Consider the following 25,096-nt stretch of genomic DNA (forward strand, 5'->3'; position numbering starts at 1 on the left):
TAATCAGGCGAGGGCGCGTTCCAGCGCCTTTCTGAACACCGTCGGCAGGGCCTTCGCCGCCTCAGCCGACGGCGTCCAGACGAAGTCGCCGCCCTGCCCCGTCGCCCGATGCACCTCCAGCGTCAGGCTGAAGTGGGTGAAGACGTGCTCGACCGACCCGGCCGCGCGCCAGTCCGCAGCCAGCGGCGGCGCAGCCTCAGGCGCCGCGCTCCAGTCCGAGGTCGGCAAGCCCATCATCCCGCCCAGCAGCCCCCTGTCCGGGCGCCGCACCAGGGCGACGCGCCCCGCGCCGTCGGTCAGCACCCAGGCATGGCCGCGTCGATGCGGCCGCTCGGCCTTCTTCGTCTTCAGGGGATAGCGTTCGGGCGCGCCCGTCTTCAGCCCCTCGCAGCCGAAGGTCAGCGGACACCGCTCGCACAGCGGCGACTTCGGCCGACAGACCCCGGACCCCAGATCCATCAGCGCCTGCGCCCAGTCCCCCGGCCTGTGATCGTCCACGAACAGGGCCGCCAGCCGTCGCAGTTCCTGCCGGGCGGCGGGCAAGGGCGTCTCGAGCGCGAACAGGCGGCTCATCACCCGCTCGACATTGCCGTCCACGACGTTTGCAGGCTGGTCGAAGGCGATGGCGGCCACGGCGGCGGCGGTATAGGCGCCCACCCCCGGCAGGGCCAGCAGCTCGACTTCAGTCTGCGGAAAGACGCCGCCATGATCGGCCGCCACAGCGCGGGCGCAGGCCAGCAGATTGCGCGCCCGGGCGTAGTATCCCAGCCCCGCCCATGCGGCCATCAGCTCATCATCGGGCGTTGCGGCCAGATCATTCACGGTCGGCCAGCGGCTGGTGAACCGCTCGAAATAGGGGGCGGCGTGCGGCACGGTGGTCTGCTGCAGCATCACTTCGGACAGCCAGACGCGATAGGGATCAGTCCTGACCCTCGCCCCCGGCGGCGCGCGCCACGGCAGGCTGCGCGCATGGGCGTCATACCAGTCGAGCAGGGCGGCGCGGAGAGAGGGGACGTCGGGCATGGATCAGGCTATATAGACGAAATGCGCCGCACCCTGCCTACCGAAGCTGAAGCGCGTCAGATTCTGGCGCAGAGGCGCACGCGCCCGGCCCTGCGCCCGCCGCCGCCTGCAGGCCGGTCGCTGGCGCCGCTGATCAAGAAGCTGGACGCCCAGTTCGGGCGCGGCGCCTCGGCGCTGGAGCCGCGCTGGGTCGAGATCGTGGGCGAGCGGCTGGCCCGCGTCACCCGCCCGCAGAAGCTGACCAAGGGGCGCGGCAACGCAGGCGGGACGCTGGAGCTGCGCGTTGCAGGGCCCGCCGCCCTGCTGGTCCAGCATCAGTCGGCCGACATCATCCAGCGGGTGAACCTGTTTCTGGGCGCGGGCGCGGTCGAGAAACTGCGCATCGCCCAGGGGCCGGTGAAGCCCCTGCCCGCCTCGGGCGCCAAGCCGCGTCCGCGCGGCCGCGCCGTCCTGCCGCCCCTGCCCGCCGCGACGGAAGCGGCGCTGAACGCCTCGGTCGAGGCGGCGCCGGACGGGCTGAAGGCGGCGCTGAACAAGCTGGGCCGCGCCGTGCTGTCGCAGCCGCCGCGCGACGAGGGGCGTTGACAAACCCGCGCCATCGGCGTTCTCGACATTCAGGACGATTTCGCCTGCGCGCACGAATCGCGCGACGTTTCTGAATCTCATTTCTGACAAGGACCATCCGATGGCCCCGACCTTCAAATACGCCGCCATGAGCCGCCGCGCGGCCCTGTCCGCCGCCGCCCTGGCCTCGATGGCCGTGCTGGCCGGGTGTTCGGGCGGCAAGACGGGCGGCGCCGCCGAGGGCGACATGGCGCTGGGCGCGGCTGACGGCGCCAAGGTCACGGTAGTCGAATACGCGTCCGTCACCTGCGGTCACTGCGCCGTGTGGAATGAGGAAGTCTGGCCCGAGTTCAAGACCAAATACGTCGACAACAAGAAGGTCCGCTACGTCTTCCGCGAGTTCCCGACCCCGCCGCAGGACATCGCCGTCGCGGGCTTCCTGATCGCGCGCTGCGCCGGACCGGACAAGTATTTCGACGTCGTGGCCGACATCATGGCCAGCCAGAAGGAATGGATGGCGGGCGTCCAGCCGCGCACCACCCTGTTCCGCGCCGGTCAGGCCGCGGGTCTGAGCGAGCAGCAGATCAACGACTGCATTCGCGACAAGTCCGCCATCGACGCGATGGAGAAGCGCATTCAGGCCGGCATCAGCGCGGGCGTGACGGGCACCCCCTACTTCATGGTCAACGGCGTCAAGGTCGCCGACAGCTCCCTGTCCGGCCTGTCCGAGGCCATCGACGCCGAGCTGGCGAAGTAAGATGACGGGACGCCGCCTGATCCTGACGGCCGCATTGGGCGCGGCCATGCTGACGGGCGGCGTCGCCCAGGCGCGAGAAGCCGCCCCCGCCCCGGTTCCGGCCGTCACGGCGACGGACCGCGTGCTGGGCCGCGCCGATGCGCCGGTGACGGTGATCGAATACGCCTCCTTCACCTGCAACCACTGCGCCGCGTGGACCAACGACATCCTGCCGCAGTTCAAGACCCGCTATATCGACACGGGCAAGGTGCGGCTGGTGTTCCGCGACATGCCGACGCCTCCGGCCCAGATCGCCGCCGTCGCCGCCGGGATCGGCCGCTGCGCCGCGCCGGGCCGTTTCTTCGACGTGGCCCACAGCCTGATGAGCGGTCAGGCCGCCGCCTTTGAAAAGGGCGACGGAACCGACTGGTTCGCCGCCGCCATCGCCGTCAGCGGCCGCACTCAGGAACAGATCGAGGCCTGCCTGAAAGACCCGGCGACCACCCGCGCCCTTCAGGCCGAGGTCGACGGCGCCGTGGCGGCGGGGGTGACGGGCACGCCCTCCTTCTTCGTCAACGGCAAGCGGGTGGCCGATCCCTCGCTGGCGTCTCTGTCAGCGGCCATCGACCCGCTGATCCGGACGCGCTGATCGGGACGCGATGCAGTTCCAGCGCCTCCGGCTCGTCGGCTTCAAATCCTTCGTCGACCCGGCCGAGGTGCAGATCGAGGCCGGGCTGACCGGCATCGTCGGGCCGAACGGCTGCGGCAAGTCGAACGTGCTGGAAAGCCTGCGCTGGGTCATGGGCGCCAATTCGGCCAAGGCCATGCGCGGTCAGGGCATGGAGGACGTGATCTTCGCCGGCGCGGCAGGCCGCCCGCCGCGCAACCACGCCGAAGTCCAGCTGACCATCGACAACGCCCAGAAGCGCGCGCCCCAGCCCTTTACCGACAGCCCCATGCTGGAAGTCTCGCGCCGGATCGAGCGCGGGCGCGGCTCGACCTATCGCATCAACGGCAAGGAGGTGCGGGCGCGCGACGTTCAACTGCTGTTCGCCGACGCCTCGACCGGCGCCAACAGTCCGGCCCTGGTGCGGCAGGGCCAGATCAGCGAACTGATCGCCGCCAAGCCCCAGAACCGCCGCCGCATTCTCGAAGAAGCCGGGGGCGTGGCGGGCCTGCACACCCGGCGCCATGAGGCGGAGCTGCGGCTGCGGGCGGCGGAGACCAACCTCGACCGGCTGGACGACATCGGCAAGGAGCTGGAGTCGACGCTGAACAAGCTGAAGCGCGAGGCGCGTCAGGCGGAGAAGTACAAGAAGATCTCGGCCGAGATCCGCGCGCTTCAGGCGGCCCTGCTCTACGTCCGCTGGACCGACGCCAAGGCGGCGGCTGAAACGGCGGCGGCCGAACTGCGCGAGGCTGACCGGCTGGTCGCCGAAACGACCACGGCGGCGGCGGCGGCCCAGACAGCGGCCCTGAACGCTCAGGAAGGGCTGAAGCCTGCGCGCGAGGAAGACGCGGTCGCCACCGCCCTGCTGAACCGGGCCATCATCGAGCGCGACCGGCTGGACATGGCCGAACAGGCCGCCCGCGCCGAGGTCAACCGGCTGAAGGCCGAGGTCGCCCGCATCGAGGCCGACCGCGCGCGCGAGGACAGCATGGCCGCCGACGCCGGACGCGAACTGGAACGGCTGGACCGCGAGCTGGAGAAGCTGAAGGCCGAGATCGCCGCCGCTCCCGAGCGCGGCCCCGAACTGGAACGCGCCCTGCTGGAGGCCGAGGACGCCCGCAAGGCCGCCGACGCCGAGGTCGAACGACTGGCCGGAACGCTGGCCGCCGTCGAGGCCCGCGCCAACGCCGAAAGCGCGCGGAAGCGCGACGCCGAGGCCCGGCTGGCGCGCGTGAAGGGCCAGCACGAACAGGCCCGCCGCGAACGCGAGGCCCTCGGCCCGCTGGAGACGCCCGAGATCGAGACGGCCAAGGCGGCGCTGGAAACCGCTCAGACCGAACTGACCGCCGCACGCGAGGCGGTGGAGGCCGCCGAGGCCAAACGCAGCGACATCGCCCGCGCCGAGCAGGAGGCGCGCACCGCCGCCCGCGCCGCCGAGGACCGGCTGGGCCGTCTGCAGACCGAGGCGCGCGGGCTGGCGCAACTGCTGGTCACGGGCAAGCGCGAGCATCCCCCGGCGCTGGACAGGGTGTCGGCCGCCAAGGGCTATGAGGCCGCGCTGGCGGCGGCGCTGGGCGATGATCTGGACGCCGCGCTGGACGCCCGCGCCCCGGCGCACTGGGCGGGCGCCGACGCGGCGCCGCCCGACTGGCCGCAGGGCGTCGCGCCCCTGTCCGCCCATGTGACGGCGCCCGATCAGCTGGCGGCGCGTCTGGCCTTCTGCGGCGTGGCTCCGCGCGAACGGATCGCCGACCTGGCCCGGGCCCTGCCGCGCGGCGCGCGCCTGACGACGGTCGAGGGCGACCTCTATCGCTGGGACGGCTTCGTCAGCCGCGCCGAGGCGCCCCGCCCCGCCGCCGTGCGTCTGGCCCAGCGCACCCGCCTGTCGGAACTGGAAGCCGAGATCGACCTCGGCAAGCCCGCGCTGGAGACGGCGCAAGGCGCGCTGAAGGCGGCGGGCGAAGCCTTCCGCGCCGCCGAGGAAGCGGTGAAGACCGCGCGCCTGCGCCCCTTCACGCTGGACAAACAGGTCGTCTCGGCCCGCGACCGGCTGGAATCCCTGATGCGCGATCAGGCCCGCAAGGAGGCCCGCGCCCAGTCGCTGGACGAAAGCGTGGCCCGGCTGGACGGCGAGGTTCAGGAGGCCGAGGCCGCCTTCGCCGAAGCCAGTTCGGTGGAATCGTCCTCTGACGTGGTCGTCGGTCTGCGGCAGGAACTGACTGAGGCGCGCGGCGGGGCCGAACGCGCGCGGCTGGCGGCGCAGGCCGCCCGCTCGACCCGCGACGAGGAGGCCCGCGACCGCGCCATGCGCGAACAGCGGCTGGGCAGTCTGACCCGCGCCCGCGAGGGCTGGGTCACGCGATCCGGCGACAGCGCCGCCCGCCTCAAGACGTTGGAGCGCGATGCGGAGAAGGCGCAAATCGCCCTGACGAAGGCCGAGGCCGCGCCCGCCGGTTTCGCCGAGCAGCGCAACACCCTGATGGACTCTCTGGCCGAGGCCGAGAAGCGCAAGCAGGCGGCGACCGACGCCGTGGCCGTCGCCGAGGCGGGCGCGCAGGAAGCCGACCGCGTCGCGCGCGCCGCCGAAACGGCTGCGTCTCAGGCCCGCGAGAGCCGGGCGGGCCTGTCCGCCCGCGCCGAGGCCGCCGCCGAGAAGCTGGCCGAAAGCGCCGCCAACATCCGCGAGACGGCCCAGATGTCGCCCGAGGAACTGGGCCGGAAGCTGACCGACGACGCCATCGCCCGCCCGCCGGACGCGGCGGGGGCCGAGAGCCTGCTCTACGGCCTTGAGCGCGAGCGCGAGGCGCTGGGCGCCGTCAACCTGCGCGCCGAGGAAGAGGCGGCCGAATACGGCGACCGGCTCAGCGCCATGAAGACCGAGCGCATCGACCTGACGCAGGCGATCGCCAAGCTGCGCGACGGCATCGACGAACTGAACGCCGAGGGGCGCGAGCGGCTGATCGCCGCCTTCGACGTCATCAACACCAATTTCAAGACCCTGTTCGAGGCCCTGTTCGGCGGCGGTCAGGCCGAGCTGAAGCTGGTCGAGAGCGACGACCCTCTGGAGGCGGGGCTGGAGATCTACGCCTGCCCGCCCGGCAAGCGGCTGTCGGTGATGAGCCTGATGAGCGGCGGCGAGCAGGCCCTGACGGCGGCGGCGCTGATTTTCGGCGTCTTCCTGGCCAATCCGGCGCCGGTCTGCGTGCTGGACGAGGTGGACGCCCCGCTGGACGACGCCAACGTCGACCGCTTCTGCCGGATGCTGCACGAGATGCGGTCGCGAACCGACACCCGCTTCATCGTCATCACCCACAACCCGGTGACCATGAGCCGGATGGACCGCCTGTACGGCGTCACCATGCCCGAGCGCGGCATGAGCCAGTTGGTCAGCGTCGACCTGCAACAGGCCGAAGAGATCGTGACGGCGTAAGGCGCAGCGCCTTTCCTCCCCATTTCATGGGGAGGTGGATCGGCGGCGTAGCCGACGAGACGGAGGGGGCGTCTCATCGGTCGATGTTGCGTCGCCCCCTCCACCGCTTCGCGGTCCCCCTCCCCACTGTGTGGGGAGGAAAAATCGGCCTCTGCGTTTCCTCGCCGCGCGCAGATCGGCCAGCGCCGGTCCGATCAGGAACCACGGCTCGACGCAGTAGCGGGCAAACAGCCGCTTCGGGTCCGCGAACAGGCGGAACAGCCATTCGACGCCCAGCCGCCCCATCCAGCGCGGCGCCGCCTTCTGCACCCCGGCCTCATAATCAAAGGCGGCGCCCACCGGCAGGATCGGCGCCGCAGGCAAGGCTTCCAGATTGTCGGTGATCCACAGCTCCTGACGCGGCATGCCCATGCCGACGAACAGCACGTCCGGCGCAAAATCCCGGATCGCCGCCAGAACCGCCGCATTGCCCGCAGACCCCGGCGTCGCGTCGAAATAGCCGCTGAGCCCCCGGATCGTCGTAGCCGGATAGCGGGCCGACAGTCTTCGCGCCGCCTCTTCCGCCACGCCGTCGGCGCCGCCGATGTAGAGGACGCGCCAGCCCTTGCGGTTCGCCAGCGCCCAGAAGTCGTCGCGCCAGTCCAGATAGGTGCAGCGGTGCTGCGGCCCCGCCGGATAGCCCAACCGGCGCGCGAAATGGATCAGGGGCGTGGAGTCCAGTTCGATCAGGTCGGCGACCTCGTAAACGCGCCGCATCCCCGGCGTGCGGCGGATCAGATAGAGGCTGTGCAGATTGTGGTTGGCGATGACGCTGCGGGTCTTCGCCTCGGCGCAGGCCTCGACATGGCGCAACACCTGATCCGGCGTGACCAGATCCACCGGCTCGCCCAGCAGGGTGATCCGCGCGATGGCGCGCGGGTCGGGCGTGTCGCCGGACGGATGGGTAACTGAAGGCGCGTGATACATCTGAACGGCTCTAGCGCAGCCGTTTCAACGGCGGGTATGCGGACAAGGTTAACCGACCGCGCCCGTCTCGCCATGTAAAGGAGGTCATCATGACCCTCGTCCTCATACTGGCCGCCCTTCTCGCCTCTGTTCCAGCGCAGGAAGAGATGCAGATGGAGTTGGTCCCGACCGGCGTCGGGCGGTTCGCCGTCTTTGCTGACAGGGCTTCGATCACCGCCGATCAGGACAGCATCCGCATACGGGCGCTTCAGATCAGCGAAGACGACATGGTCATCGGCGATGTCGCCTATACTGGCGGCTGGACCTGGTGGCGTTTCGACTGCGCCGGGCGCATGGCCGAGCGGCTGGACTTTGCATCGCTGCGTGCGGACGGCGGCGAAGGCCCTGCGACGCCGGACGACAGCCCGCCCATGCCGATCGCGCCGGGCGGGGATGCGGATGAACTGGCCGCCGTCGTCTGTGAAGGCGCCGCTGCGCCTGTAGTCGCGCGCACGACAGCGCAGGCTGTCCAGATCGCCCGCATGTGCATGCAGGACGATCAGGCGGCGATCTGTCGACCCGTTTCAGTTTCGCCCAAATAAAACGCCCGCCCCTCGATCGAGGGGCGGGCGTTTCAGATGCGGTATTCCCGAAGGATTACTTGCGCGGGGTGCGGGCAGGCTTACGGCCGCCTTGGCCCAGACCCATCTGCTTGGCCAGTTCCGAACGCGCCTTGGCGTAATTCGGGGCGACCATGGGATAGTCTTTCGGCAGACCCCACTTGGCGCGGTATTCCTCGGGGCTCATGTTGTATTTGGTGCGCAGGTGACGCTTCAGCGACTTGAACTTGCGGCCGTCTTCCAGGCAGATCAGGAAGTCAGGCGTAATGGACTTGCGAACCGGGACGGCCGGTTCCTGGGGCTCGGGCTCAGGCTCAACCGGAGCGAGCGAAACGCCCGAGAGTGCAGCGTGAATTTGTGCAATCAGTCCCGGCACGGCGTCGGCCGAAACGGTGTTGTTGCTGACATAGGCCGACACGATGTCGGCGGTCATCTCGAGCAGTTCGGGTTTTTCTTCCATCTGTATCAGCCTTTTGCGTGTACGAAATTCAATCGACTGATCTGATTTGACCCGCCGCCGTCCGGTTTCATACGTATGTTTGCAGTTGAAAGCAATGCAACGCAGATTAATCACGCTTAACGCGAAACTTGCGCATGAATGCAGCACATAAAAGGCGAGATTCCCTTATCGACCAAAGTTATCTGCAAGCGCCAGTGCTGCGGCACGCTCAGACGCCGAGTATTCGTCGATCATCTGGCTGTCGCCGTCGCGGATCGCCTGCATCAAAGCCGGGGTCAGGGCCGAAGACAGCGACCAGTTCCAGTAACGCAGAACCGTCTGGGCGCGATCGACCGCCAGCATTTCATAGACCAGTAAAACCCGGCTCCAGTCCGGGTGGGCCGCGCCGTCAGGCGTTGTTTCCGGCCGCCGCATGGATCGCCACAGCGTCTGAAGATCACGGCGGCCCAATCCCGTCGCCTTGCACAGTATAGCGACAGCCTCTCCGGCCGGATCGCCCATAATCTTGGCGGCGGTCAGCGGCTTGATGCCGGACAGATAGCCGATTTCAGACACCAGATCGCGCGACAGGCCGCTGCGCCCGGCCGCCTCTACGGCCCCCTCCAGATCAGCGAACGGGCTTTTCTCTATGGCCGCGCGGTTTCTCTGTCTTCGCTCGATGAACTGCAGCGCCTTGCGTGAAACGGGGTCCTGCCAGCCCTCGGCGGCCGCCATGGCGAAGACGTCTTCGACGCTGGTCTGCATCACTTCGCGCGACACGGCGAAGCGTTGCAGGATGGTGCGCCGCTCATCCGGTCCGCACCACCAGAACATGATGTAGGCGGCCGAAGGTCGTAACTCGGGGCGCTTCAACAGGGCCGCGCACAGTTCAGGACGCTCGCGGCTGAGCGCGACCACGCTTTCGAGGCCGGCCTGCGTCAGTTGCGCCGACGGATTGGCCAGCAACAGCCCGATCACCGCCTCTTCCTCGCGGCTCAACAGGGCGTCCGTCACGGCTTCCGACAGGTCGCGGCGTCCCGCCATCATCAGGCGATGCTCGGGCCCGGCGTCGCGCGCGCAGCCGATCAGGTCTGCATCGGACAGGGCCGCGCACTCCTGCAACAGAGGCGCAGCGACGGAGGGTTCATCGCGCAGCAACAGCCGCTTCAGCATATCCGGCAGGTCGCCCAGAGGCGCCAGGCGGACGGCGACCTTGCGCCGGTCTTCCAGCGGCGCAGGCCGCAGCACATCGACCAGCAGGTCGCCGACCACCGAACGCTCAAAGGCGTTGATCCGGCTGGCGGGCAGGCTGACGACATCCGCCAGACGACGCAGCAGCACACGCCGCGCCGTCCGTCCGCCGGATGGATGTTCTTCCTGCTGACCAGACTGCGTATCGCCCATGGCGACAGCCTAAACCGCAGCGGTTAACCGCTGGTGCAGACCGACCGGCGGTTCGCGGCCCTACAGCCCCTCGAACAGGGCGGTGGACAGATAGCGTTCGGCGAAGCTGGGAATGATAGCCACGATGGTCTGGCCCGCATACTCATCCTGAGCCGCCAGGCGGAAGGCCGCCGTCAGGGCCGCGCCCGAACTGATGCCGACGGGGATGCCTTCCTCGCGCGCGGCGCGGCGAGCCATGTCGAAGGCGTCTTCGTTGGACACCTGTTCGACCCCGTCGATGACGCCGCGGTCGACCACGGCGGGGACGAAGCCCGCGCCGATGCCCTGAATCTTGTGCGGGCCGGGCGCGCCGCCCGACAGCACGGGCGAGGCGGTCGGCTCGACCGCGATCATCTTCACCGAGGGCTTCTTCGCCTTCAGCGCATGGCCGACGCCGGTGATGGTGCCGCCGGTGCCGACGCCGGACACCACCACGTCCACAGCGCCCGCCGTGTCGTTCCAGATCTCCTCGGCCGTCGTGACCTCATGGATGGCGGGGTTGGCCAGGTTCTCGAACTGGGCCGGGCTGACCGAGCCGGGGATTTCCGCCAGCAGTTCCTCGGCGCGGGCGATGGCGCCCTTCATGCCCTTTTCAGCGGGCGTCAGCTCCAGCCGCGCGCCCAGCAGGGCCAGCATCTTGCGACGCTCGATCGACATGCTCTCGGGCATGACCAGGATCAGCTTATAGCCCTTGGACGCCGCCACGAAGGCCAGGGCGATGCCGGTGTTGCCGCTGGTCGGCTCGATCAGGGTCGCGCCCGGCTTGATCCTGCCCAACTGCTCCAGCGCCTCGACCATGGCCACGCCGATCCGGTCCTTGACCGAGGCGATCGGGTTGAAGAACTCCAGCTTGGCCAGCACCGTGGCCTTGGGCTTCAGCGCCGCCGTCAGATTGGGCAGCCGCACCAGAGGAGTGTCGCCGATGGTGTCGACGATGCTGTCATAGACCCGGCCCCGCCCCGCCTTCTTGTGGCGGCTGGCGTCATAGGCGGCTTTGGAAGCGTCGGACATGGGAGGTCTCCGTGCGGTGTCGGCTCAACAGATAGGTCTTATACGTCGCGGACAAACCCGACCGGCGCAGGAATTCTGAATCAGGGTTTAGAAAACCTCATCGCACCAGCGCGCGTCGCGCCGGGTCGAACGGCAGGACCTCGCGGATGGAGATCAGGGTCTTGAAGGCGCGGACGCGGGCGTCGTCGTTCAGCATCTCGCGCGTGAAGCCCTCATAGGCCTCCATCGTCGGCACCACGACATAGAGGATCAGATCGGTGTCGCCGGTCACATACCAGGCGGCCTGAACCTCGGGCCGGGCGGTCAGCTTGTCGATCAGGGCGTCCAGAACGGCGGTGCCCTCGCGCTCCATCTCGACCAGGACGTGCATGGTCAGGGCGCGCGCCAGACGGGCCGGATCGACCACGGCGACATCGGCGATGATGACCCCCTCGTCGCGCAGCCGCCGCAGCCGCCGCGACACCGCCGATTCCGACAGGCCGACCTTTTCCGCCAGCACCCGCGCCGGCTGAAGATTGTCGCGCCGGACCAGATCCAGCAGGCGACGGTCAAAGGAATCGAGATCGACGGTTTCTTGCATGGCGGGCCATTATACGCCCGTTTCTTGCATCACGGCAGGCGAAATCGGCGGGAAACGCAGGGCGTTTTTGACTAGGTTCCCGGCCATGTCCTCCCTCGCCGTCGCCCTTCGTCATCCCCGCCTGACCGCGGCCCTGCCCTATCTCGCCATGGTCGGCGGGATGGTGTCGCTGTCGGCCGGCACCTCCTTCGCCAAGACCCTGTATCCGATGGTCGGACCAGCGGGCACGGCGGCCCTGCGCGTCGGGCTGTCGGCGATGGTGCTGCTGGCCGTGTTCCGGCCGTGGCGGACCGCCTTCACCGGCAACGATTTACGCGCCCTGGCCATCTATGGCGGCGTGATGGGGCTGATGAACCTCAGCTTCTACATGGCGCTGAACACCATTCCGCTGGGCGTGGCGCTGGCGATCGAGTTCATGGGGCCGCTGTCGGTCGCCCTGTTCAACTCACGCCGCCTGATCCACTTCGTCTGGATCGGACTGGCGGTGCTGGGACTGGGCCTGCTGCTGCCGCTGGACGGCAATGTGTCAGGGCTGGACCCGGTCGGCTGCGCCTATGCGGCGGCGGCGGCGGTGTTCTGGGCGGGCTATATCGTCTTCGGCAAGCGGGTCAGCCACCTGCCCAGCGGTTCGACCGTCGCGGTCGGCATGACCTTCGCCGCCATGACCGTGGTGCCGTTCGGCGCAGCGGGCGCGGGCATGAGCCTGCTGGACCCCAAAATTCTGGCGCTCGGCCTTGTGGTGGCGATGGTGTCCAGCGCCCTGCCCTATACGCTGGACATGATCGCCCTGCGTCACATCCCCAAGCGCACCTTCGGCGTGGCGGTCAGCGGCGATCCGGCCATCGGCGCCCTGGCGGGCCTGTTCGTGCTGGGCGAGCATCTCAGCACCCAGCAGTGGCTGGCCATCGGCGCCATCATCGCCGCCTCGGTCGGCGCCGTCCTGACCTCGCCGTCCGACGAACAGCCGCTGCAGGACCCGGCCGCGCCCGCCTGACGCAGACGCCTTTTCGATGAAGTTCCTGCTGTCCCGGCTGCAAAGGCCGGTCCCCAACCTGATCGCCTGTCTGATCTTCGGCGCCCTGCTGGCCCTGTTGATGCGCGCGGCGATCAGGCTGCTGGCCTGAAGGTCAGAACTCGGCCCATTCCTCGGTCGGGGGGCCGTTGGCCACGGCCAGCAGGCGCGCGCGCTGAGCCTCCAGCGCCGGAGGCGGACCGCCGCGCGGCTTCAGTTCGCGCACCACGCCCCTATCGGGGCCCGTATCGGCGCCCGTGCGGAACCGGCCGACCAGTTCAGCCAGATGTTCGGCCTCGGTCTTCAGATTGGCGGCCGCCGCCGTGGTCTGCTCGACCATGGCTGCGTTCTGCTGAGTGACCTGATCCATCTGGTTCACCGCCTGATTGACCTGTCCCAGCCCAGACGCCTGTTCCTGGGCCGAGGCCGCGATTTCAGCGACCAGGGCGTCCATTTCATCGACCTGTCCGGCGATAGCGCCCAGCGCGCGGCCAGTTTCGGCGACCAGTTCGACGCCCTGCGCCACCTCGGCGCCGGAGGCCGAGATCAGGGCCTTGATCTCCTTGGCCGCCTCGGCCGAGCGCTGGGCCAGCGCCCGCACCTCGGAGGCGACGACGGCGAAGCCGCGCCCGCTGTCGCCCGCCCGCGCCGCCTCGACCCCGGCGTTCAGGGCCAGCAGATTGGTCTGGAAGGCGATTTCATCGATCACGCCGACGATGTCGCTGATCTCGGACGAGCGGCGGCTGATGCCGTCCATGGCGGCGACCGCCTGACGCATGACCTCGCCCGAACGGTCCGCCTCGGCATGGGCCTTTGAGGCGACCGACGCCGCCTGACGGGCGCCCTCGGCGCTGCGCTGGACGGTGGCGGTGATCTGGTCCAGCGCCGCCGCCGTCTCTTCCAGACTGGCCGCCTGCTGCTCGGTGCGCCGCGACAGGTCGTCCGACGCCTGACTGATCTCGTCAGAGCCGCCGCGCAAGGTGGTCACCGCCGCCAGCACCTGCTCCATAGCCGTGCGCAGACTGGTCACGGCGCCGTTGAAGTCGGCCTTCACCGTCTGATGGGCGCCTTCCATCTCTTGCTCGATGGCGGCGCGCAGGTCGCCGTCCGACAGGCGCGACAACTGTTCCGCCAGCGCCCCGACCAGCTTGGCCTGCGCCGCCTCGGCCGCCAGACGTTCGCGTTCGGCGCGCTGCGACGCCTGCTCCGCCTCGGTGATGTCGACAGCCAGTTTGACCACCTTCAGCGGCCGTCCGTTTTCATCCAGCACGGGATTGTAGGACGCCTCCAGCCAGACCTCGCGCCCGCCCTTGGCCATGCGGCGGAACTTGCGGGCGACGAAGCGCCCCTCGTTCAACTCGCGCCAGAAGGCGGCGTAGTCGGCCGTCGACGCCTCGGCCGGGTCCATGAACATCCGGTGGTGCTGACCCCGAATTTCATCCATGCCATAGCCCATGGTCTGGAGCAGATTGTCGTTCGCATCCCGGATCGTGCCGTCCAGGTCGAATTCGATCACCGCCTGTGACCGTCCGATCGCCGCCATCCGGCGATCCAGTTCCGCCAGCCGCTCAAGATCCGCAGCCTGCTTTTGCCGACGACTTCCACTGAACATCCGAACCGATCCCTCTGAGAATAACGGCGATGGGCTAGATAAGTCTGTGGATAACTACGGCACGCCAAAGGTTTCATCTTCGTTACCTGCAATCCATGGTTGTGAAAATAAGCTCAGTTTCATGGCTCATTAACCATGATCAGCTATGAAAAAGACGAACGGCTGCGCCTTCCGCGGCCCGGGGGCCTTCTTTGCGCAATCTCGTCGCCGCCGTCGAAGCGATCGACCCGCTGGTCGTCACCGGCAAGGTGGCGGGCGTCAGCGGCCTGCTGATTGAATCACGCGGCGGCCTGTCCCGTCTGGCCGTCGGCGCCCGCGCCGAGATCGAACGGCGCGGCCAGCCGCCCCTGCCCGCCGAGGTCGTCGGCTTTCGCGAGGCCAAGGCCCTGCTGATGCCCTTCGGCCCGGTCGAGGGCGTGGCGCCGGGCGCCGACATCCGCATCATCAACGCCGCCGCCAGCGTGCGCCCGACGACGGCGTGGCTGGGCCGGATCATCGATTCCTTCGGCGAGCCGATCGACGGCGCGGGGCCGCTGACGCCGGGCCTCGTTCCCTACCCCTTGCGCGCCCCGCCGCCGCCCGCCCATTCGCGCGGCCGGGTGGGCGAGCGGCTGGATCTGGGCGTGCGGGCGATGGACGTCTTCACCACCACCAGCCGGGGCCAGCGTCTGGGCATTTTCGCCGGTTCCGGCGTGGGCAAGTCGGTGCTGCTGTCCATGCTGGCGCGTCAGGCGACGTGCGATGTCGTCGTCGTCGGCCTGATCGGCGAACGGGGCCGCGAGGTCCGCGAGTTCATCGAGGAGACGCTGGGCGAAGAGGGGCTGAAACGCGCCGTCGTCGTGGTCGCCACCAGTGACGAGCCGGCGCTGAAACGGCGTCAGGCGGCATACATGACCATGGCTGTGGCCGAGTTCTTCCGCGATCAGGGGCTGGAGGTGCTGTGCCTGATGGACAGCGTGACCCGCTTCGCCATGGCCCAGCGCGAGATCGGCCTGGCGGCGGGCGAACCGCCGACGACCAAGGGCTATACCCCCACCGTCTTCACCGAACTGCCCAAGCTGCTGGAGCGCGCCGGGCCGGGGCCGATCCGGCCGGACGGGACCGAAGCAGGACCGATCACCGCCCTGTTCACCGTGCTCGTGGACGGGGGCGACCACGACGAGCCGATCGCCGACGCCGTGCGCGGCATCCTGGACGGCCACATCGTCATGGACCGCAAGATCGCCGAGCGCGGCCGCTTCCCCGCCATCGACGTGCTGAAGTCCGTCAGCCGCACCATGCCCGGCAACCAGTCCCCGCCCGAGCGTGAACTGAACCGCCGCGCGCGCCAGTGCCTGAGCGCCTATTTCAACATGGAAGAACTGATCCGCATCGGCGCCTATCGCACCGGAGCCGACCCCATCGTCGACCGCGCCATCGCCCTGAATCCCGCCCTGGAAGGCTTTTTGACCCAGGACAAGGACGATGTGACGCGCCTGGCCGACAGTTTCGACAGACTTGAAACCATCCTGAACCAGGGCATGGTGGACCAATGATCACGGGTGACGACGCATGACGACCTGGGCCCAATCCCTGATCCGCATCTCCAACTATGAGGTCGAGACGCTGCAGAAGCGTCTGGCCGAAATCACCACCCGCAAGGCCGAGGCCGAGATGCGCCTCGCCATCCTCGACGCCGAGGCCGAGGCCGAGCGCGAGGCCGCCCGTCATGACGGCGCGGCGGCCATGATGCTTCAGGCCTATCTCAACGGCTGGAAGCAGCGCCGCGCCGACGCCGAGGCCGAAGTCGCCGCCATCGCGCTCGAGGAAGACGGCGCCCGCGACGCCCTGACCGGCGCCTTCGAGGAACTGAAGAAGTTCGAGCACGTTGCCGAAACCACCCGGCTGAACAAGCTGACGGCCGCCGCCAAGCGCGAGGCCGCCGCCTATGACGAAATGGGCCTGCGCCGCCGTGGCTGAAACAGCCATCACTCTGCTTTCCTCCCCACGTCGTGGGGAGGGGGACCACGAAGTGGTGGAGGGGGCGACGCCGACACTCGCCGCCGAGACGCCCCCTCCGTCACGTCCGCTATCGCGTCCGCGCCACCTCCCCATGAAATGGGGAGGAAAAAACGCATGATCGACCGTCGCGCCCTGCTGGCCTCGACCCTCGCGCTTGCGTCATGCGGCGCGGGCGAGGCGCCCGTTCCGCCACAGACCGGCCCTGTCCGCCCGCTGAAATCCGTCGCCCCCTTCCCCGTCGGCACGGTCGCCATGTCGGGCCAGCTGTCGGATCAGGACTGGTTCCGCCTCGTCTCCACCCACTTTTCCCAACTCACGCCCGAGTGGGAGATGAAGATGGAATACATCCTCCAGAAGGACGGCTCCCTGCGCTTCGACGCGCCGGACCGCATCGCCTATTTCGCGCGCGATCTGGGCATCCGCCTCTTCGGCCACGCCCTGATCTGGTATGCGCAGGATCATCCGTGGTTCACCGCCCTGGTCGACGACCGGGCGCGCTTCATCGCCGAACACGACCGCTATATCGCCGAGGTCGCCGGGCGCTGGCGCAGCCAGATCGTCGGCTGGGACGTGGTCAACGAACCGGTCGAGGACGACGGCAGCGGCTATCGCGACTGCGTCTGGAGCCGGGGTCTGGGCGGCATCGACGCCTATATCATCCGCGCCTTCGAACAGGCCCGCATCGCCGCGCCCGAAGCGACCCTGTTCCTGAACGACTACAACCTCGAGAATACGCCGAAGAAGGGCGCGGCCTTCCTGCGTCTGGTCGAGCGGCTGCTGAAGGCGGGCGCCCCGGTTCAGGGCATCGGCATCCAGTCCCACCTCGACATCGAAATTCCGGGCGGCCAGATCGCCGCCTTCATGAACGAGGCCCGCCAGTTCGGCCTGCCCATCCATGTCTCCGAACTGGACGCCTCGCTGAAACGCGGCGGACGGGCGCCCGACCTGCGCTCCCGCGCCCAGCGACGCGAGCAGCAGACGGCGCGCGTGGCGGAACTGGCCGGGGCCTTCATGAGCCTGCCCCCCGCCCAGCGGTTCGCCTTCACCGTCTGGGGCGTGCGCGACAGCGACTCCTGGCTGCGTCGCGGCAAGAACGACGACGGACAGGACAGCCCCCTGTTGTTCGACGACAAGGGCCAGCCCAATCCGCTGTTCGGCGTGCTGACCGGAGCGTTCGCGCAGTAAAGCCCTTCTCCCCTTGTGGGAGAAGGTGGCCCGTCAGGGCCGGATGAGGGGTGTCTCCTCGACACAAAAAAAGGGGCCGCGCGACCTGACGTCCCGCAACCCCTCATCCGAGCGCCTTCGGCGCCCACCTTCTCCCACAAGGGGAGAAGGGTAATTGTCGTGTGCTAGCGCGTCAGCCCGCGATCTGGCCGAAGTCGGCGACCCGGTTCATGACGCCGCGCACCTGAACCAGCAGTTTCAGACGGTTTTCGCGCTCTTCGGCCACGTCGGAGTTGACCATGACGGCGGTGAAGAAGGCGTCCACCGGGCCGCGCAAGAGCGCCAGCGCCGTCATGGCGGCGGCGAAATCCTCGGCCTCCAGCGCGGCGTCCACGGCCGCAGCCGCCGCCGTTGCCGCCGAGGCCAGCGCGACCTCTTCCGCGGGCTGGTTCGGCAGGCCTGTGGCGACGGCCCCCTCGGGCAGCGGCCCCTTCTTCTCTTCGGCCTTGAGCAACTGGGCGGCGCGCTTGTAGCCCGCCAGCAGGTTCGCCCCGTCGTCCGTCGCCAGGAAGGCGGCCAGCGCCTCCACCCGACGCACGATCCGCACCAGATCGTCGTCGCCCAGCGCAAAGACGGCCGCCACGAGGTCGTGACGCTGGCCCTTGTCGCGTAGCAGGACGGTCAGGCGGTCGGCGAAGAAGGCGAGAACATCCCAGCCAAGCTGTGTAAGGCCAGCCTGATAATCCAGCGCGCCATGTCGCCAGTCGGCATCATCGGCCCCCTCAAGCATGGCCGCGATACGGATGCGATCCGCTTCGACCTCTTCCTTGTGCAGAACCGCCTTACGAACCACAGAAGCGCGATCATAGTTCGGCAGCTTCTCAAGGTTGCGCATGCCTGACAGATATTCGCCAGCGACGAACACCATGCCCTGCAACGGCATCCGCACCGCGTTCTCCAGCACCAGCCGGATGACACCCAGCGCGGCGCGACGCAGCGCATAGGGATCCTTCGAGCCCGTGGGCTTTTCGTCGATGGCGAAGAAGCCGACCAGGGTGTCCAGCTTTTCGGCCATGGCGACGGCGACCGTGACCGGGGCGGTCGGGACGGTGTCGCCCGGTCCCTGCGGCTTGTAGTGGTCGCGGATGGCGTCGGCCACGGCGTCGGGCTGACCGGCCAGACGGGCGTAGTAGCCGCCCATGATCCCCTGCAGTTCCGGGAACTCGCCCACCATGCCCGAGGCCAGATCGGCCTTGGACAGGCGCGCGGCCTGTTCAGCCTGCGCCGGATCGGCGCCGACCAGCGGGGCGATCTCGCGCGCCAGCGCGGCGATGCGGTCCACCCGCTCGGCCAGCGTGCCCAGCTTGGCGTGGAAAGTGATGTCCTTCAGCTTGGCGTTCCAGGCGTCGAAGCCGACCTTCTGGTCCTCGGTCCAGAAAAACTCGGCATCGCTGAGACGGGCCGACAGCACCTTGGCGTTGCCCGCCGCCAGAGCCTGCCCCCCGTCAGTCGCCTCGACGTTGGCGACGACGACGAAGTGAGGGGCGAGACCATCCTTGCCCGGTTCGCGCACGGCGAAATACTTCTGGTGCACCTTCATCGACAGCTGGACCACTTCCGGCGGCAGGGCCAGGAACTGCGGGTCCATGTCGCCCAGGATCGGCGTCGGCCATTCGGCCAGGCCCGACACCTCGTCCAGCAGCCCATCGTCATCGACCAGGGCCAGCCCCTTGGCCGCGCACACGGCCTTGGCGCCTTCGAGGATGCGCAGCTTGCGGTCGGCGGCGTCCAGCAGGACGAAGTTGCGCTCCAGCTTGGCGCGATAGTCGGCGAAGTCCTTGACCGCGAACGGCTGGCCCGCGCCCATGAAGCGGTGGCCCTCGGTCACGTCGCCCGAGGGGATGCCGTCGACCTCGAACGGGATCACCGCCCCGTCGTACAGGGCCAGAATGCGCTTGATCGGCCGCACCCAGCGCAGGGTTCCCGTGCCCCAGCGCATCGACTTGGGCCAGGGGAAGTGGCGGATGATGTCGTCGACGCTCTCGGCCACGACCTCGGTGGTCGCGCGGCCCTTGCTGCTGATTTCGGCGAACCAGACGCCGTCGCGCTCGACCAGCTGATCCTGCGTCAGGCCAGTCTTGCGCAGGAAGCCTTCCAGCGCCTGCGCGGGGGCCGAGGTCTTTGGGCCCTTCAGCTCTTCATTGCGGTCGGGCGTGGCGGCGGGCAGGCCGTCGATCACCAGCGTCAGTCGGCGCGGCCCGGCGTAGGTCGTCAGCGCGTCCCAAGTCAGGCCCGCGGCCTTCAGGCGCTCGGACGCCATGCGCTCCAGATCGCGCGCGGCGCTCTGTTGCATGCGGGCGGGGATTTCTTCGGAGAAGATTTCGAGGAGAAGCTGGGACATCAGGCGGTCGCCCGTTCGTGTTCGACTTGAGCGAGGGCGCAGGCTTTGCACAGGTCGCGGATGCGGCCGATGTAGCTCTGGCGTTCGGCGACGGCGATGGCGCCGCGGGCGTCCATCAGGTTGAACAGGTGCGAGGCCTTCAGCACCTGGTCATAGGCGGCCAGAACCAGCGGCTGCCCTTGCGGCCCCTTCATCTCAAGGAAGTGCGCGGCCTCGCGCTCCATGTCCTCGAAGCGGCGCTTCAGCGCGGCGACGTCATAGCCGTGGAAGTTGGCTTCCGACTGCTGGCGCTCGTTCTCGAGGAAGACCTCGCCATAGGTCAGGCCCTCCTTGTTGAACTTCAGATCATAGACGTTGTCGACGCCCTGAACATACATGGCCAGACGCTCCAGCCCGTAGGTCAGCTCGCCCGAGACCACGTCGACCTCGATGCCGCCAACGCCCTGGAAATAGGTGAACTGCGTCACCTCCATGCCGTCGCACCACACCTCCCAGCCCAGGCCCCAGGCGCCGACGGTGGGGTTCTCCCAGTCGTCCTCGACGAAGCGGATGTCGTGCAGGCTGGGGTCGATGCCGATGGCGCGCAGGGAGTTGAGATACAGCTCCTGCAGGTTGTCGGGGTTCGGCTTCAGGATGACCTGATACTGGTAATAGTGCTGCAGCCGGTTGGGGTTCTCGCCATAACGGCCGTCGCCGGGACGGCGCGACGGCTGGACGTAGGCGGCCTTCCACGGCTTCTTGCCCAGCGCCCGCAGCACGGTGGCCGGGTGCAGGGTGCCGGCGCCGACCTCGATGTCATAGGGCTGCAGAATGGCGCAGCCCTGCTCGCTCCAATAGTGGTGCAGGGTCAGGATCAGGTCCTGAAACGATAGAGGTTCAGCAGCGGCCACGGTCGACATTTCGGTCCGATTTCGGGAGGCGCGGACCATAGGGCCGCCACGCTTCGCCAGCAAGGCGAGGCGATGCAATCCTTCATCCTTCTGCAAGCGCATCTGCGCTAGAAGGCGCCCATGATGCAGCAACGGATCGATCAGATGCGCCGCCGGGCGGCGCGCTATATGGGCGTCAGACCGGTGACGGTGGCGCCTGCGCGGGGGATTCTCAGCCTCAGCTTCGACGACTTCCCCGCCAGCGCCTGGACCGAGGCGGGGCCGATCCTGGCCGAGCACGGGATCAGGGCGACCTATTACGTCGCGGGCGGTCTGTGCGGCGGCGAGAACATCGGCAAGGCCCAGTTCGAGGTCGAACACCTGCAGGCCGCGCATGAAGCGGGGCATGAGGTCGGCTGTCACACCTTCGACCACGTCAGCGCCCTGCGCCTGAGCCCCGCCGAACTGACGGACCAGTTGGCGAAGAACGCCGAATGGGTCAGCGATCGGCTGAACGGCCACGTCATGACCACCTTTGCCTGGCCCTTCGGCGACGTAGCCCTGGGCGCCAAGGCGGTGATCGACGAGCGCTTCCTGCTGGGACGCGGCGTGCGCGACGGGGTCAATGCCAGACGCGCCGACCGGACCAACCTTCAGGCCATCGGCCTGGAGTCGCGGCGCCTGCCCCACTACGATCTGGAGGCTCTGATCGCCCGCGCGGCCGAGGCGCCCGGCTGGCTGATCGCCTATGGCCATGATGTCGAGAGCGCCCCTACCCCCTACGGCTGCACCCCCGAGGATCTGGACCGCCTGATCCGTCTGGCCAAGGCGGCCGGACTGGACATCCTGCCGGTCGGCGAGGCGTGGGAGCGCGTGAGCGGCGGCCTCTAAACTCCGCTCATACCGGCGTCCAAATAAAACGCCACCGCCCGGTGAGGGCGACGGCGTCTGTCCGTCGGGATGACCGGGACCGAAGCCCCGGCGCCGCCCGATCAGAACCGGAAGCTGATGCGGCCGGTCAGACGGTGGTCCTTGTAATCGTCGTTGAAGACGCCCGAATAGCCGACCTCGACATTGGTCGACCGGTTCGCCTCAATGTTGAAGCCAAGGCCCGCCAGCAGCGAGCCGGAGTTCAGATCCGCACCTTCGATGCGGAACACCGGGCCGTCGGCAAAGGCCGCATTGAAGATCGGACCGTCGCCGCTCAGATCCTCGCTCCAGGCCAGATGACCGACCGCCGACAGCGCCGGACGGCCGTTTCCACCGGCCAGACGAGTTTCGCTACGCAGGCCCGCCGTCAGCAGGTCCGACGTCTGCGACGCCTCGCCCGACAGGGCGGCGTCGCCCCCCAATTCCACAACATCGGCGTCATATTCGATGCGGGTGTAGTTCAGGTAGGGCTCCAGAACCGTCGAACCCGCCACCGCCTTGCGCCATGACACCTCGCCATAGGCCTGCCAGGCCTCGCCGTCATAACGGCCGGTCAGATGCTCGTTGAAGCGGTTCAGCGAAGCCGTCCGGTCGGTGCGGACGCGCGAATCCATCCATGCCCCGCCCAGACGGAAGTCGAAATCGCCGAGGCTGGCGGCGCCGTAGAGGCCGATATGCCGGTTCTTGACCTCGCCGGTGGAAGACAGGCGGCTGGCGCGGATTTCCGACTCGCTTTCGCCAACCGCGACGCCGATGTGGGCGCGCCCGTCGAAAGTCTTTTCGACACCGGCCATATAGCCGCTGGTTTCGCTGCGGAATCCGGCGAGATCGCCATTGTCCTGACGCCCGCTGCCGAACACGCCTGCCGCCCAGACGGCGACGCCACGGCCGTCGTTCGGCTCGATCGTGCCGTTGCGACCGCGCGTCAGCATGGCGTCACGGATAAAGCGCGAGTCGCCCGACGCCACGCCTGCCAGGGTGGCATGAACCTCGCCCGTCAGGCTGTTCAGGGCGCCGCGGACGTTGTCGACGCTGCCGTCCAGGATGGCGTCTTCCAGAGAGGTGTTGCGGCCTGCCGGCGGATTGACCATGGCCTCGCCGGTCATGACGTCCAGCGCCGCACCGACCGACTTCTGGTTCGGCGTCACCCCGACCGAGGCGATGGTCACGTCATTGCGCGCCAGTGTCAGTTGAACAGCCTTGTCGCTGTAGGTCAGGATCGGCTTCAGGAAGGCCAGATCGCTTTCGGCCCCTGCGAAGGCGCCGGTGACGCCGCCCTCGGACTGCAGGATGTTCATCCGGGTGCGCAGATTCCATTCGCCCTGGTCGGCCTTCAGGATGACCTTGCCGCCTTCCAGCGTCGTCTTGCCCTCCACCGCCACGCGCGAATGCTCGGCGCCGTTCAGGCTGGAGCGGATCCACAGATAGGAACCGTCCTTGAAGACCAGATTGTCGGCGATGGTCAGCGTGCCGAACGGATTGTCCTTGTCGCCCGGCGCCAGGACGCCGCCCTTGTCGACGATCACGTCGGCCAGACGGCCCAGACCGCCCAGCATGCCCAGTTCAGCCACCGTCGAGGTCGAGTTGAGCAAGCTGCCGTTGACGGTCAGCAGGCCGCCCTCGACGCGGGTCGCGCCGGTATAGTCATTGACGCCCGTCAGGATCAGTTCGCCGCCGCCCTTCTTGACGATGCCGCCGATATCGTCGGGATATTCCGCCAGAACTTCCGCGGAATAGCGATCGCGGGCGTCGCCGATGTCATTGCTCCACACATCGACCGTGCCGACGCGGACGTCCACGTCACGGACGGCGCGCAGGGCCGTCGGCCCTTTGAGCGCGACCTCCATCTGCGGCGCGCCCCAGCCGGACTTCAGATCCACGCCCGGCGCGTCCAGATCCAGCGAACTGGACACCAGGATGTCGGCGATCAGCGGCGTATTGTATTCCGGGAACTGCTCCATCAGCAGGGCCGCAAAGCCCGACACGTTCGGGGCCGCCATCGATGTGCCCGTATAGGCGGCGTAGTCCGGCCCCGTATAAGTGACCAGGCTTTCCAGCTTCTGCATCAGCAGGGTGTTGGCCTGCGTCAGCACGTCAGACGAAAAGTCCGGCGTCAGGATCGCCATATTGTTGGTCGAGGTCAGCAGACTGCCCAGTTGCGCGGTGAAGCCGTCCGGGTCGCCGAGACGGCCGCCCGCGATCAGGGTGATGGCCACAGCCTCCTCCGCCACGCGACGACGCGCAGCGGTTTCGTCGAACGGAAGACCGGCGTCCTCGGCCGTGGACTTGGCGTCCAGATAGGTGTTCAGGGCGTCGAGAAAACGGTTGACCGCCGCCCCCTGCAACGCTGCGACCGTCGTCGCCGCATACAGCGGACGATAGTCCACAGGTCGGTACTGAGCCACGATGGCGTCAAAATCGAATTCAAAGCCCGGCACGGCCGATACAATTTGATGGCCCGGCCCCGCGACGCACCACGTCGCGGACTGACCGCAGAAGCTCGTCGATGGGCTGGGAGTCAGATCACCCGTGTAATTGGCCACCGAGAGCCAATTTCCGCGGTAGGCGGGATCAGACATCGGGACCAACGCATCAATGCTGGCATGAACGCCATAGCCATTGCCTGCCGAAAAAACGACCAGGACGTCATTATCCAGGACAGGCTTGTAGAAGTCGCCGTACTCCTCGCTCAGCAGAGCCTTCACCAAGGCCGCCGGCGCATCATAAGGAACATCCGTTCCTGAACCCCAGCTGTTGTTGATGATTCGAACCTGACCTGTAGCGGCCAGATCGACGATGTTCGTCTGTGGCGTACTGACCGTAGCCTTGTTGATGTAGACATCACGGAACCACAGGAAATCGCCGGCGGCGAAATTGGTCGTGGCCGAATAGATGCTGGCGCCGAAGGCGTTGCCGAACATGGCTTCGCCGTCAATGCGACCGCCGCCGATGGTGCCGGCAACGTGCGTGCCATGGCCTTCCCAGCCGCGACGCGGGTTGATGCGGCCGTCATTGCCGTAATCCGCCGACACCACCGTATGAAGGCCCTTGATCTTGCCTTCGCCGCCGAACAGCGGGTGATCCATGTAAACGCCGGCGTCATTGACGCCGATCGTCAGACCTTTGCCGGTCAGGCCCATCGCATAGGCGTGTTCAAGACCCAGATACGCCTTGGAATAGTCCACCGAGAACTGCGCGTCTTCGCGCCACGACGCCAGCGCCGCCTGATAATCCGTCGTGCGCCCGCCATCCGCCATATAATAGCCGCCCGTCGGAGGCGTGGCGCTGGACTGGGCGGCGGCATCGCTGCCCCACATCATGGCGGACCCCGCCGCCGCGACAAGCAGGCTGGCCTTGAACGCGTTAATCATGAAACCCCGCATCAAATGAAATGGACAGGTCGAGAGAGCGCATCGAACCGTCCGTCATCTGACGGCCGCCTCACCATCCTCCCGCCACAATGGAGACGAAAGAATTGATTTACTGTCAATCATTGAACGAAGATAATTCTTTAAAACTGCATCAAACCACAATAGCTAAGCTTATATTCAAGTCACAGATACAGATACAATTGTATCAAAATACTCAATTTTAAATCTGAACTTGGATTCATTTTTTGGACAGTGAGTTTTTATTCAGAAATAAA

At 67.8% G+C, this 25,096-nt stretch carries 20 protein-coding genes; 10 read left to right on the forward strand and 10 right to left on the reverse strand.

All coding sequences use genetic code 11. The annotated features are described in order from the left end of the window. Positions 1 to 3 precede the first annotated feature (3 nt). Positions 4 to 1,023 carry an A/G-specific adenine glycosylase gene (gene mutY / locus ABE454_RS09590; RefSeq protein WP_346531153.1) on the reverse strand — a complete coding sequence of 340 codons (1,020 nt, stop codon included), beginning with the start codon at positions 1,021 to 1,023 and terminating at the stop codon, positions 4 to 6. A gap of 21 nt (positions 1,024 to 1,044) precedes the next feature. Between mutY and ABE454_RS09595 the strand changes: the two genes are divergently transcribed. The 4 genes from ABE454_RS09595 to smc all read left to right on the forward strand — a co-directional run bounded on the left by ABE454_RS09595 (position 1,045) and on the right by smc (position 6,423). After that, positions 1,045 to 1,608 carry a DUF721 domain-containing protein gene (locus ABE454_RS09595; protein WP_346531155.1) on the forward strand — a complete coding sequence of 188 codons (564 nt, stop codon included), beginning with the start codon at positions 1,045 to 1,047 and terminating at the stop codon, positions 1,606 to 1,608. Between the two features lie 100 nt (positions 1,609 to 1,708). Continuing rightward, the gene (locus ABE454_RS09600) at positions 1,709 to 2,344 is read left to right on the forward strand and encodes a DsbA family protein (RefSeq protein WP_346531157.1); all 636 of its coding nucleotides are present in this window, start codon (positions 1,709 to 1,711) and stop codon (positions 2,342 to 2,344) included. A gap of 1 nt (position 2,345) precedes the next feature. Next, positions 2,346 to 2,972, forward strand: coding sequence for a DsbA family protein (locus ABE454_RS09605; RefSeq protein ID WP_346531159.1), 627 nt, complete (start codon positions 2,346 to 2,348; stop codon positions 2,970 to 2,972). Between the two features lie 10 nt (positions 2,973 to 2,982). Continuing rightward, entirely contained in the window at positions 2,983 to 6,423 is a 3,441-nt protein-coding gene (gene smc / locus ABE454_RS09610) for a chromosome segregation protein SMC (protein WP_346531161.1), read from the forward strand. A gap of 24 nt (positions 6,424 to 6,447) precedes the next feature. Here the strand turns inward: smc and ABE454_RS09615 are convergent, their stop codons facing one another. Next, positions 6,448 to 7,389 (reverse strand): WecB/TagA/CpsF family glycosyltransferase, encoded by a 942-nt coding sequence (locus ABE454_RS09615; RefSeq protein WP_346531163.1) that lies wholly within the window; start codon positions 7,387 to 7,389, stop codon positions 6,448 to 6,450. Positions 7,390 to 7,478: 89 nt separating this feature from the next. On the opposite strand from ABE454_RS09615, the gene ABE454_RS09620 reads away from it, so the two are divergent. Beyond that, positions 7,479 to 7,970 (forward strand): hypothetical protein, encoded by a 492-nt coding sequence (locus ABE454_RS09620; RefSeq protein ID WP_346531165.1) that lies wholly within the window; start codon positions 7,479 to 7,481, stop codon positions 7,968 to 7,970. Positions 7,971 to 8,025: 55 nt separating this feature from the next. Here ABE454_RS09620 and ABE454_RS09625 read toward each other — a convergent pair whose 3' ends face one another. The 4 genes from ABE454_RS09625 to ABE454_RS09640 form a co-directional block, all read right to left on the reverse strand. Then, a complete protein-coding gene (locus ABE454_RS09625; protein ID WP_346531167.1) occupies positions 8,026 to 8,448 on the reverse strand; it encodes a MucR family transcriptional regulator in 423 nt (140 codons plus the stop codon). Positions 8,449 to 8,613: 165 nt separating this feature from the next. Further along, positions 8,614 to 9,831: a DUF2336 domain-containing protein gene (locus ABE454_RS09630; protein WP_346531168.1), complete on the reverse strand. Its 1,218-nt coding sequence runs from the start codon at positions 9,829 to 9,831 to the stop codon at positions 8,614 to 8,616. Between the two features lie 60 nt (positions 9,832 to 9,891). Further along, positions 9,892 to 10,881 carry a cysteine synthase A gene (cysK, locus tag ABE454_RS09635; RefSeq protein WP_346531170.1) on the reverse strand — a complete coding sequence of 330 codons (990 nt, stop codon included), beginning with the start codon at positions 10,879 to 10,881 and terminating at the stop codon, positions 9,892 to 9,894. Between the two features lie 97 nt (positions 10,882 to 10,978). After that, positions 10,979 to 11,461 carry an Lrp/AsnC family transcriptional regulator gene (locus tag ABE454_RS09640; RefSeq protein ID WP_346531172.1) on the reverse strand — a complete coding sequence of 161 codons (483 nt, stop codon included), beginning with the start codon at positions 11,459 to 11,461 and terminating at the stop codon, positions 10,979 to 10,981. An 85-nt stretch (positions 11,462 to 11,546) separates the two neighbouring features. Here ABE454_RS09640 and ABE454_RS09645 point away from each other — a divergent pair, with 85 nt between their 5' ends. Continuing rightward, a complete protein-coding gene (locus tag ABE454_RS09645) occupies positions 11,547 to 12,455 on the forward strand; it encodes a DMT family transporter (protein ID WP_346531174.1) in 909 nt (302 codons plus the stop codon). A gap of 133 nt (positions 12,456 to 12,588) precedes the next feature. Here ABE454_RS09645 and ABE454_RS09650 read toward each other — a convergent pair whose 3' ends face one another. Then, complete coding sequence (locus tag ABE454_RS09650; RefSeq protein ID WP_346531176.1) at positions 12,589 to 14,085, reverse strand: methyl-accepting chemotaxis protein; 1,497 nt, start codon at positions 14,083 to 14,085, stop codon at positions 12,589 to 12,591. Positions 14,086 to 14,276: 191 nt separating this feature from the next. On the opposite strand from ABE454_RS09650, the gene fliI reads away from it, so the two are divergent. The 3 genes from fliI (at position 14,277) to ABE454_RS09665 (ending at position 17,271) form a co-directional block, all read left to right on the forward strand. Next, positions 14,277 to 15,620 (forward strand): flagellar protein export ATPase FliI, encoded by a 1,344-nt coding sequence (gene fliI / locus ABE454_RS09655; protein ID WP_346531179.1) that lies wholly within the window; start codon positions 14,277 to 14,279, stop codon positions 15,618 to 15,620. A 16-nt stretch (positions 15,621 to 15,636) separates the two neighbouring features. Beyond that, a complete protein-coding gene (locus tag ABE454_RS09660; protein ID WP_346531181.1) occupies positions 15,637 to 16,044 on the forward strand; it encodes a flagellar FliJ family protein in 408 nt (135 codons plus the stop codon). Positions 16,045 to 16,200: 156 nt separating this feature from the next. Beyond that, positions 16,201 to 17,271 (forward strand): endo-1,4-beta-xylanase, encoded by a 1,071-nt coding sequence (locus ABE454_RS09665; RefSeq protein ID WP_346531183.1) that lies wholly within the window; start codon positions 16,201 to 16,203, stop codon positions 17,269 to 17,271. A gap of 172 nt (positions 17,272 to 17,443) precedes the next feature. Here ABE454_RS09665 and glyS read toward each other — a convergent pair whose 3' ends face one another. Together glyS and ABE454_RS09675 are read right to left on the reverse strand one after the other, a co-directional pair. Next, entirely contained in the window at positions 17,444 to 19,651 is a 2,208-nt protein-coding gene (gene glyS / locus ABE454_RS09670) for a glycine--tRNA ligase subunit beta (protein ID WP_346531185.1), read from the reverse strand. Further along, the gene (locus ABE454_RS09675) at positions 19,651 to 20,550 is read right to left on the reverse strand and encodes a glycine--tRNA ligase subunit alpha (protein ID WP_430826063.1); all 900 of its coding nucleotides are present in this window, start codon (positions 20,548 to 20,550) and stop codon (positions 19,651 to 19,653) included. Before ABE454_RS09675 ends, glyS begins: the two co-directional genes overlap by 1 nt. 111 nt (positions 20,551 to 20,661) lie before the next feature. Here ABE454_RS09675 and ABE454_RS09680 point away from each other — a divergent pair, with 111 nt between their 5' ends. After that, a complete protein-coding gene (locus tag ABE454_RS09680; protein ID WP_346531186.1) occupies positions 20,662 to 21,411 on the forward strand; it encodes a polysaccharide deacetylase family protein in 750 nt (249 codons plus the stop codon). 101 nt (positions 21,412 to 21,512) lie between these two features. Here the strand turns inward: ABE454_RS09680 and ABE454_RS09685 are convergent, their stop codons facing one another. After that, complete coding sequence (locus ABE454_RS09685) at positions 21,513 to 24,821, reverse strand: autotransporter domain-containing protein (RefSeq protein ID WP_346531187.1); 3,309 nt, start codon at positions 24,819 to 24,821, stop codon at positions 21,513 to 21,515. Positions 24,822 to 25,096 lie beyond the last annotated feature (275 nt).

It is taken from the genome of Brevundimonas diminuta (assembly GCF_039673845.1).
GTDB lineage: Bacteria > Pseudomonadota > Alphaproteobacteria > Caulobacterales > Caulobacteraceae > Brevundimonas > Brevundimonas diminuta_E.

Bases quoted from the DNA above. Each gene is read 5' to 3' on its own strand.
- ABE454_RS09680 (WP_346531186.1), top strand. From the start codon at position 20,662: ATGATGCAGCAACGGATCGATCAGATGCGCCGCCGGGCGGCGCGCTAT.
- cysK (WP_346531170.1), bottom strand. From the start codon at position 10,881: ATGTCCGACGCTTCCAAAGCCGCCTATGACGCCAGCCGCCACAAGAAG.
- ABE454_RS09675 (WP_430826063.1), bottom strand. From the start codon at position 20,550: ATGTCGACCGTGGCCGCTGCTGAACCTCTATCGTTTCAGGACCTGATC.
- ABE454_RS09620 (WP_346531165.1), top strand. From the start codon at position 7,479: ATGACCCTCGTCCTCATACTGGCCGCCCTTCTCGCCTCTGTTCCAGCG.
- ABE454_RS09650 (WP_346531176.1), bottom strand. From the start codon at position 14,085: ATGTTCAGTGGAAGTCGTCGGCAAAAGCAGGCTGCGGATCTTGAGCGG.
- ABE454_RS09645 (WP_346531174.1), top strand. From the start codon at position 11,547: ATGTCCTCCCTCGCCGTCGCCCTTCGTCATCCCCGCCTGACCGCGGCC.
- ABE454_RS09625 (WP_346531167.1), bottom strand. From the start codon at position 8,448: ATGGAAGAAAAACCCGAACTGCTCGAGATGACCGCCGACATCGTGTCG.
- ABE454_RS09660 (WP_346531181.1), top strand. From the start codon at position 15,637: ATGACGACCTGGGCCCAATCCCTGATCCGCATCTCCAACTATGAGGTC.
- ABE454_RS09600 (WP_346531157.1), top strand. From the start codon at position 1,709: ATGGCCCCGACCTTCAAATACGCCGCCATGAGCCGCCGCGCGGCCCTG.
- glyS (WP_346531185.1), bottom strand. From the start codon at position 19,651: ATGTCCCAGCTTCTCCTCGAAATCTTCTCCGAAGAAATCCCCGCCCGC.
- ABE454_RS09640 (WP_346531172.1), bottom strand. From the start codon at position 11,461: ATGCAAGAAACCGTCGATCTCGATTCCTTTGACCGTCGCCTGCTGGAT.
- ABE454_RS09685 (WP_346531187.1), bottom strand. From the start codon at position 24,821: ATGATTAACGCGTTCAAGGCCAGCCTGCTTGTCGCGGCGGCGGGGTCC.
- smc (WP_346531161.1), top strand. From the start codon at position 2,983: ATGCAGTTCCAGCGCCTCCGGCTCGTCGGCTTCAAATCCTTCGTCGAC.
- ABE454_RS09665 (WP_346531183.1), top strand. From the start codon at position 16,201: ATGATCGACCGTCGCGCCCTGCTGGCCTCGACCCTCGCGCTTGCGTCA.
- mutY (WP_346531153.1), bottom strand. From the start codon at position 1,023: ATGCCCGACGTCCCCTCTCTCCGCGCCGCCCTGCTCGACTGGTATGAC.
- ABE454_RS09595 (WP_346531155.1), top strand. From the start codon at position 1,045: ATGCGCCGCACCCTGCCTACCGAAGCTGAAGCGCGTCAGATTCTGGCG.
- ABE454_RS09615 (WP_346531163.1), bottom strand. From the start codon at position 7,389: ATGTATCACGCGCCTTCAGTTACCCATCCGTCCGGCGACACGCCCGAC.
- ABE454_RS09605 (WP_346531159.1), top strand. From the start codon at position 2,346: ATGACGGGACGCCGCCTGATCCTGACGGCCGCATTGGGCGCGGCCATG.
- ABE454_RS09630 (WP_346531168.1), bottom strand. From the start codon at position 9,831: ATGGGCGATACGCAGTCTGGTCAGCAGGAAGAACATCCATCCGGCGGA.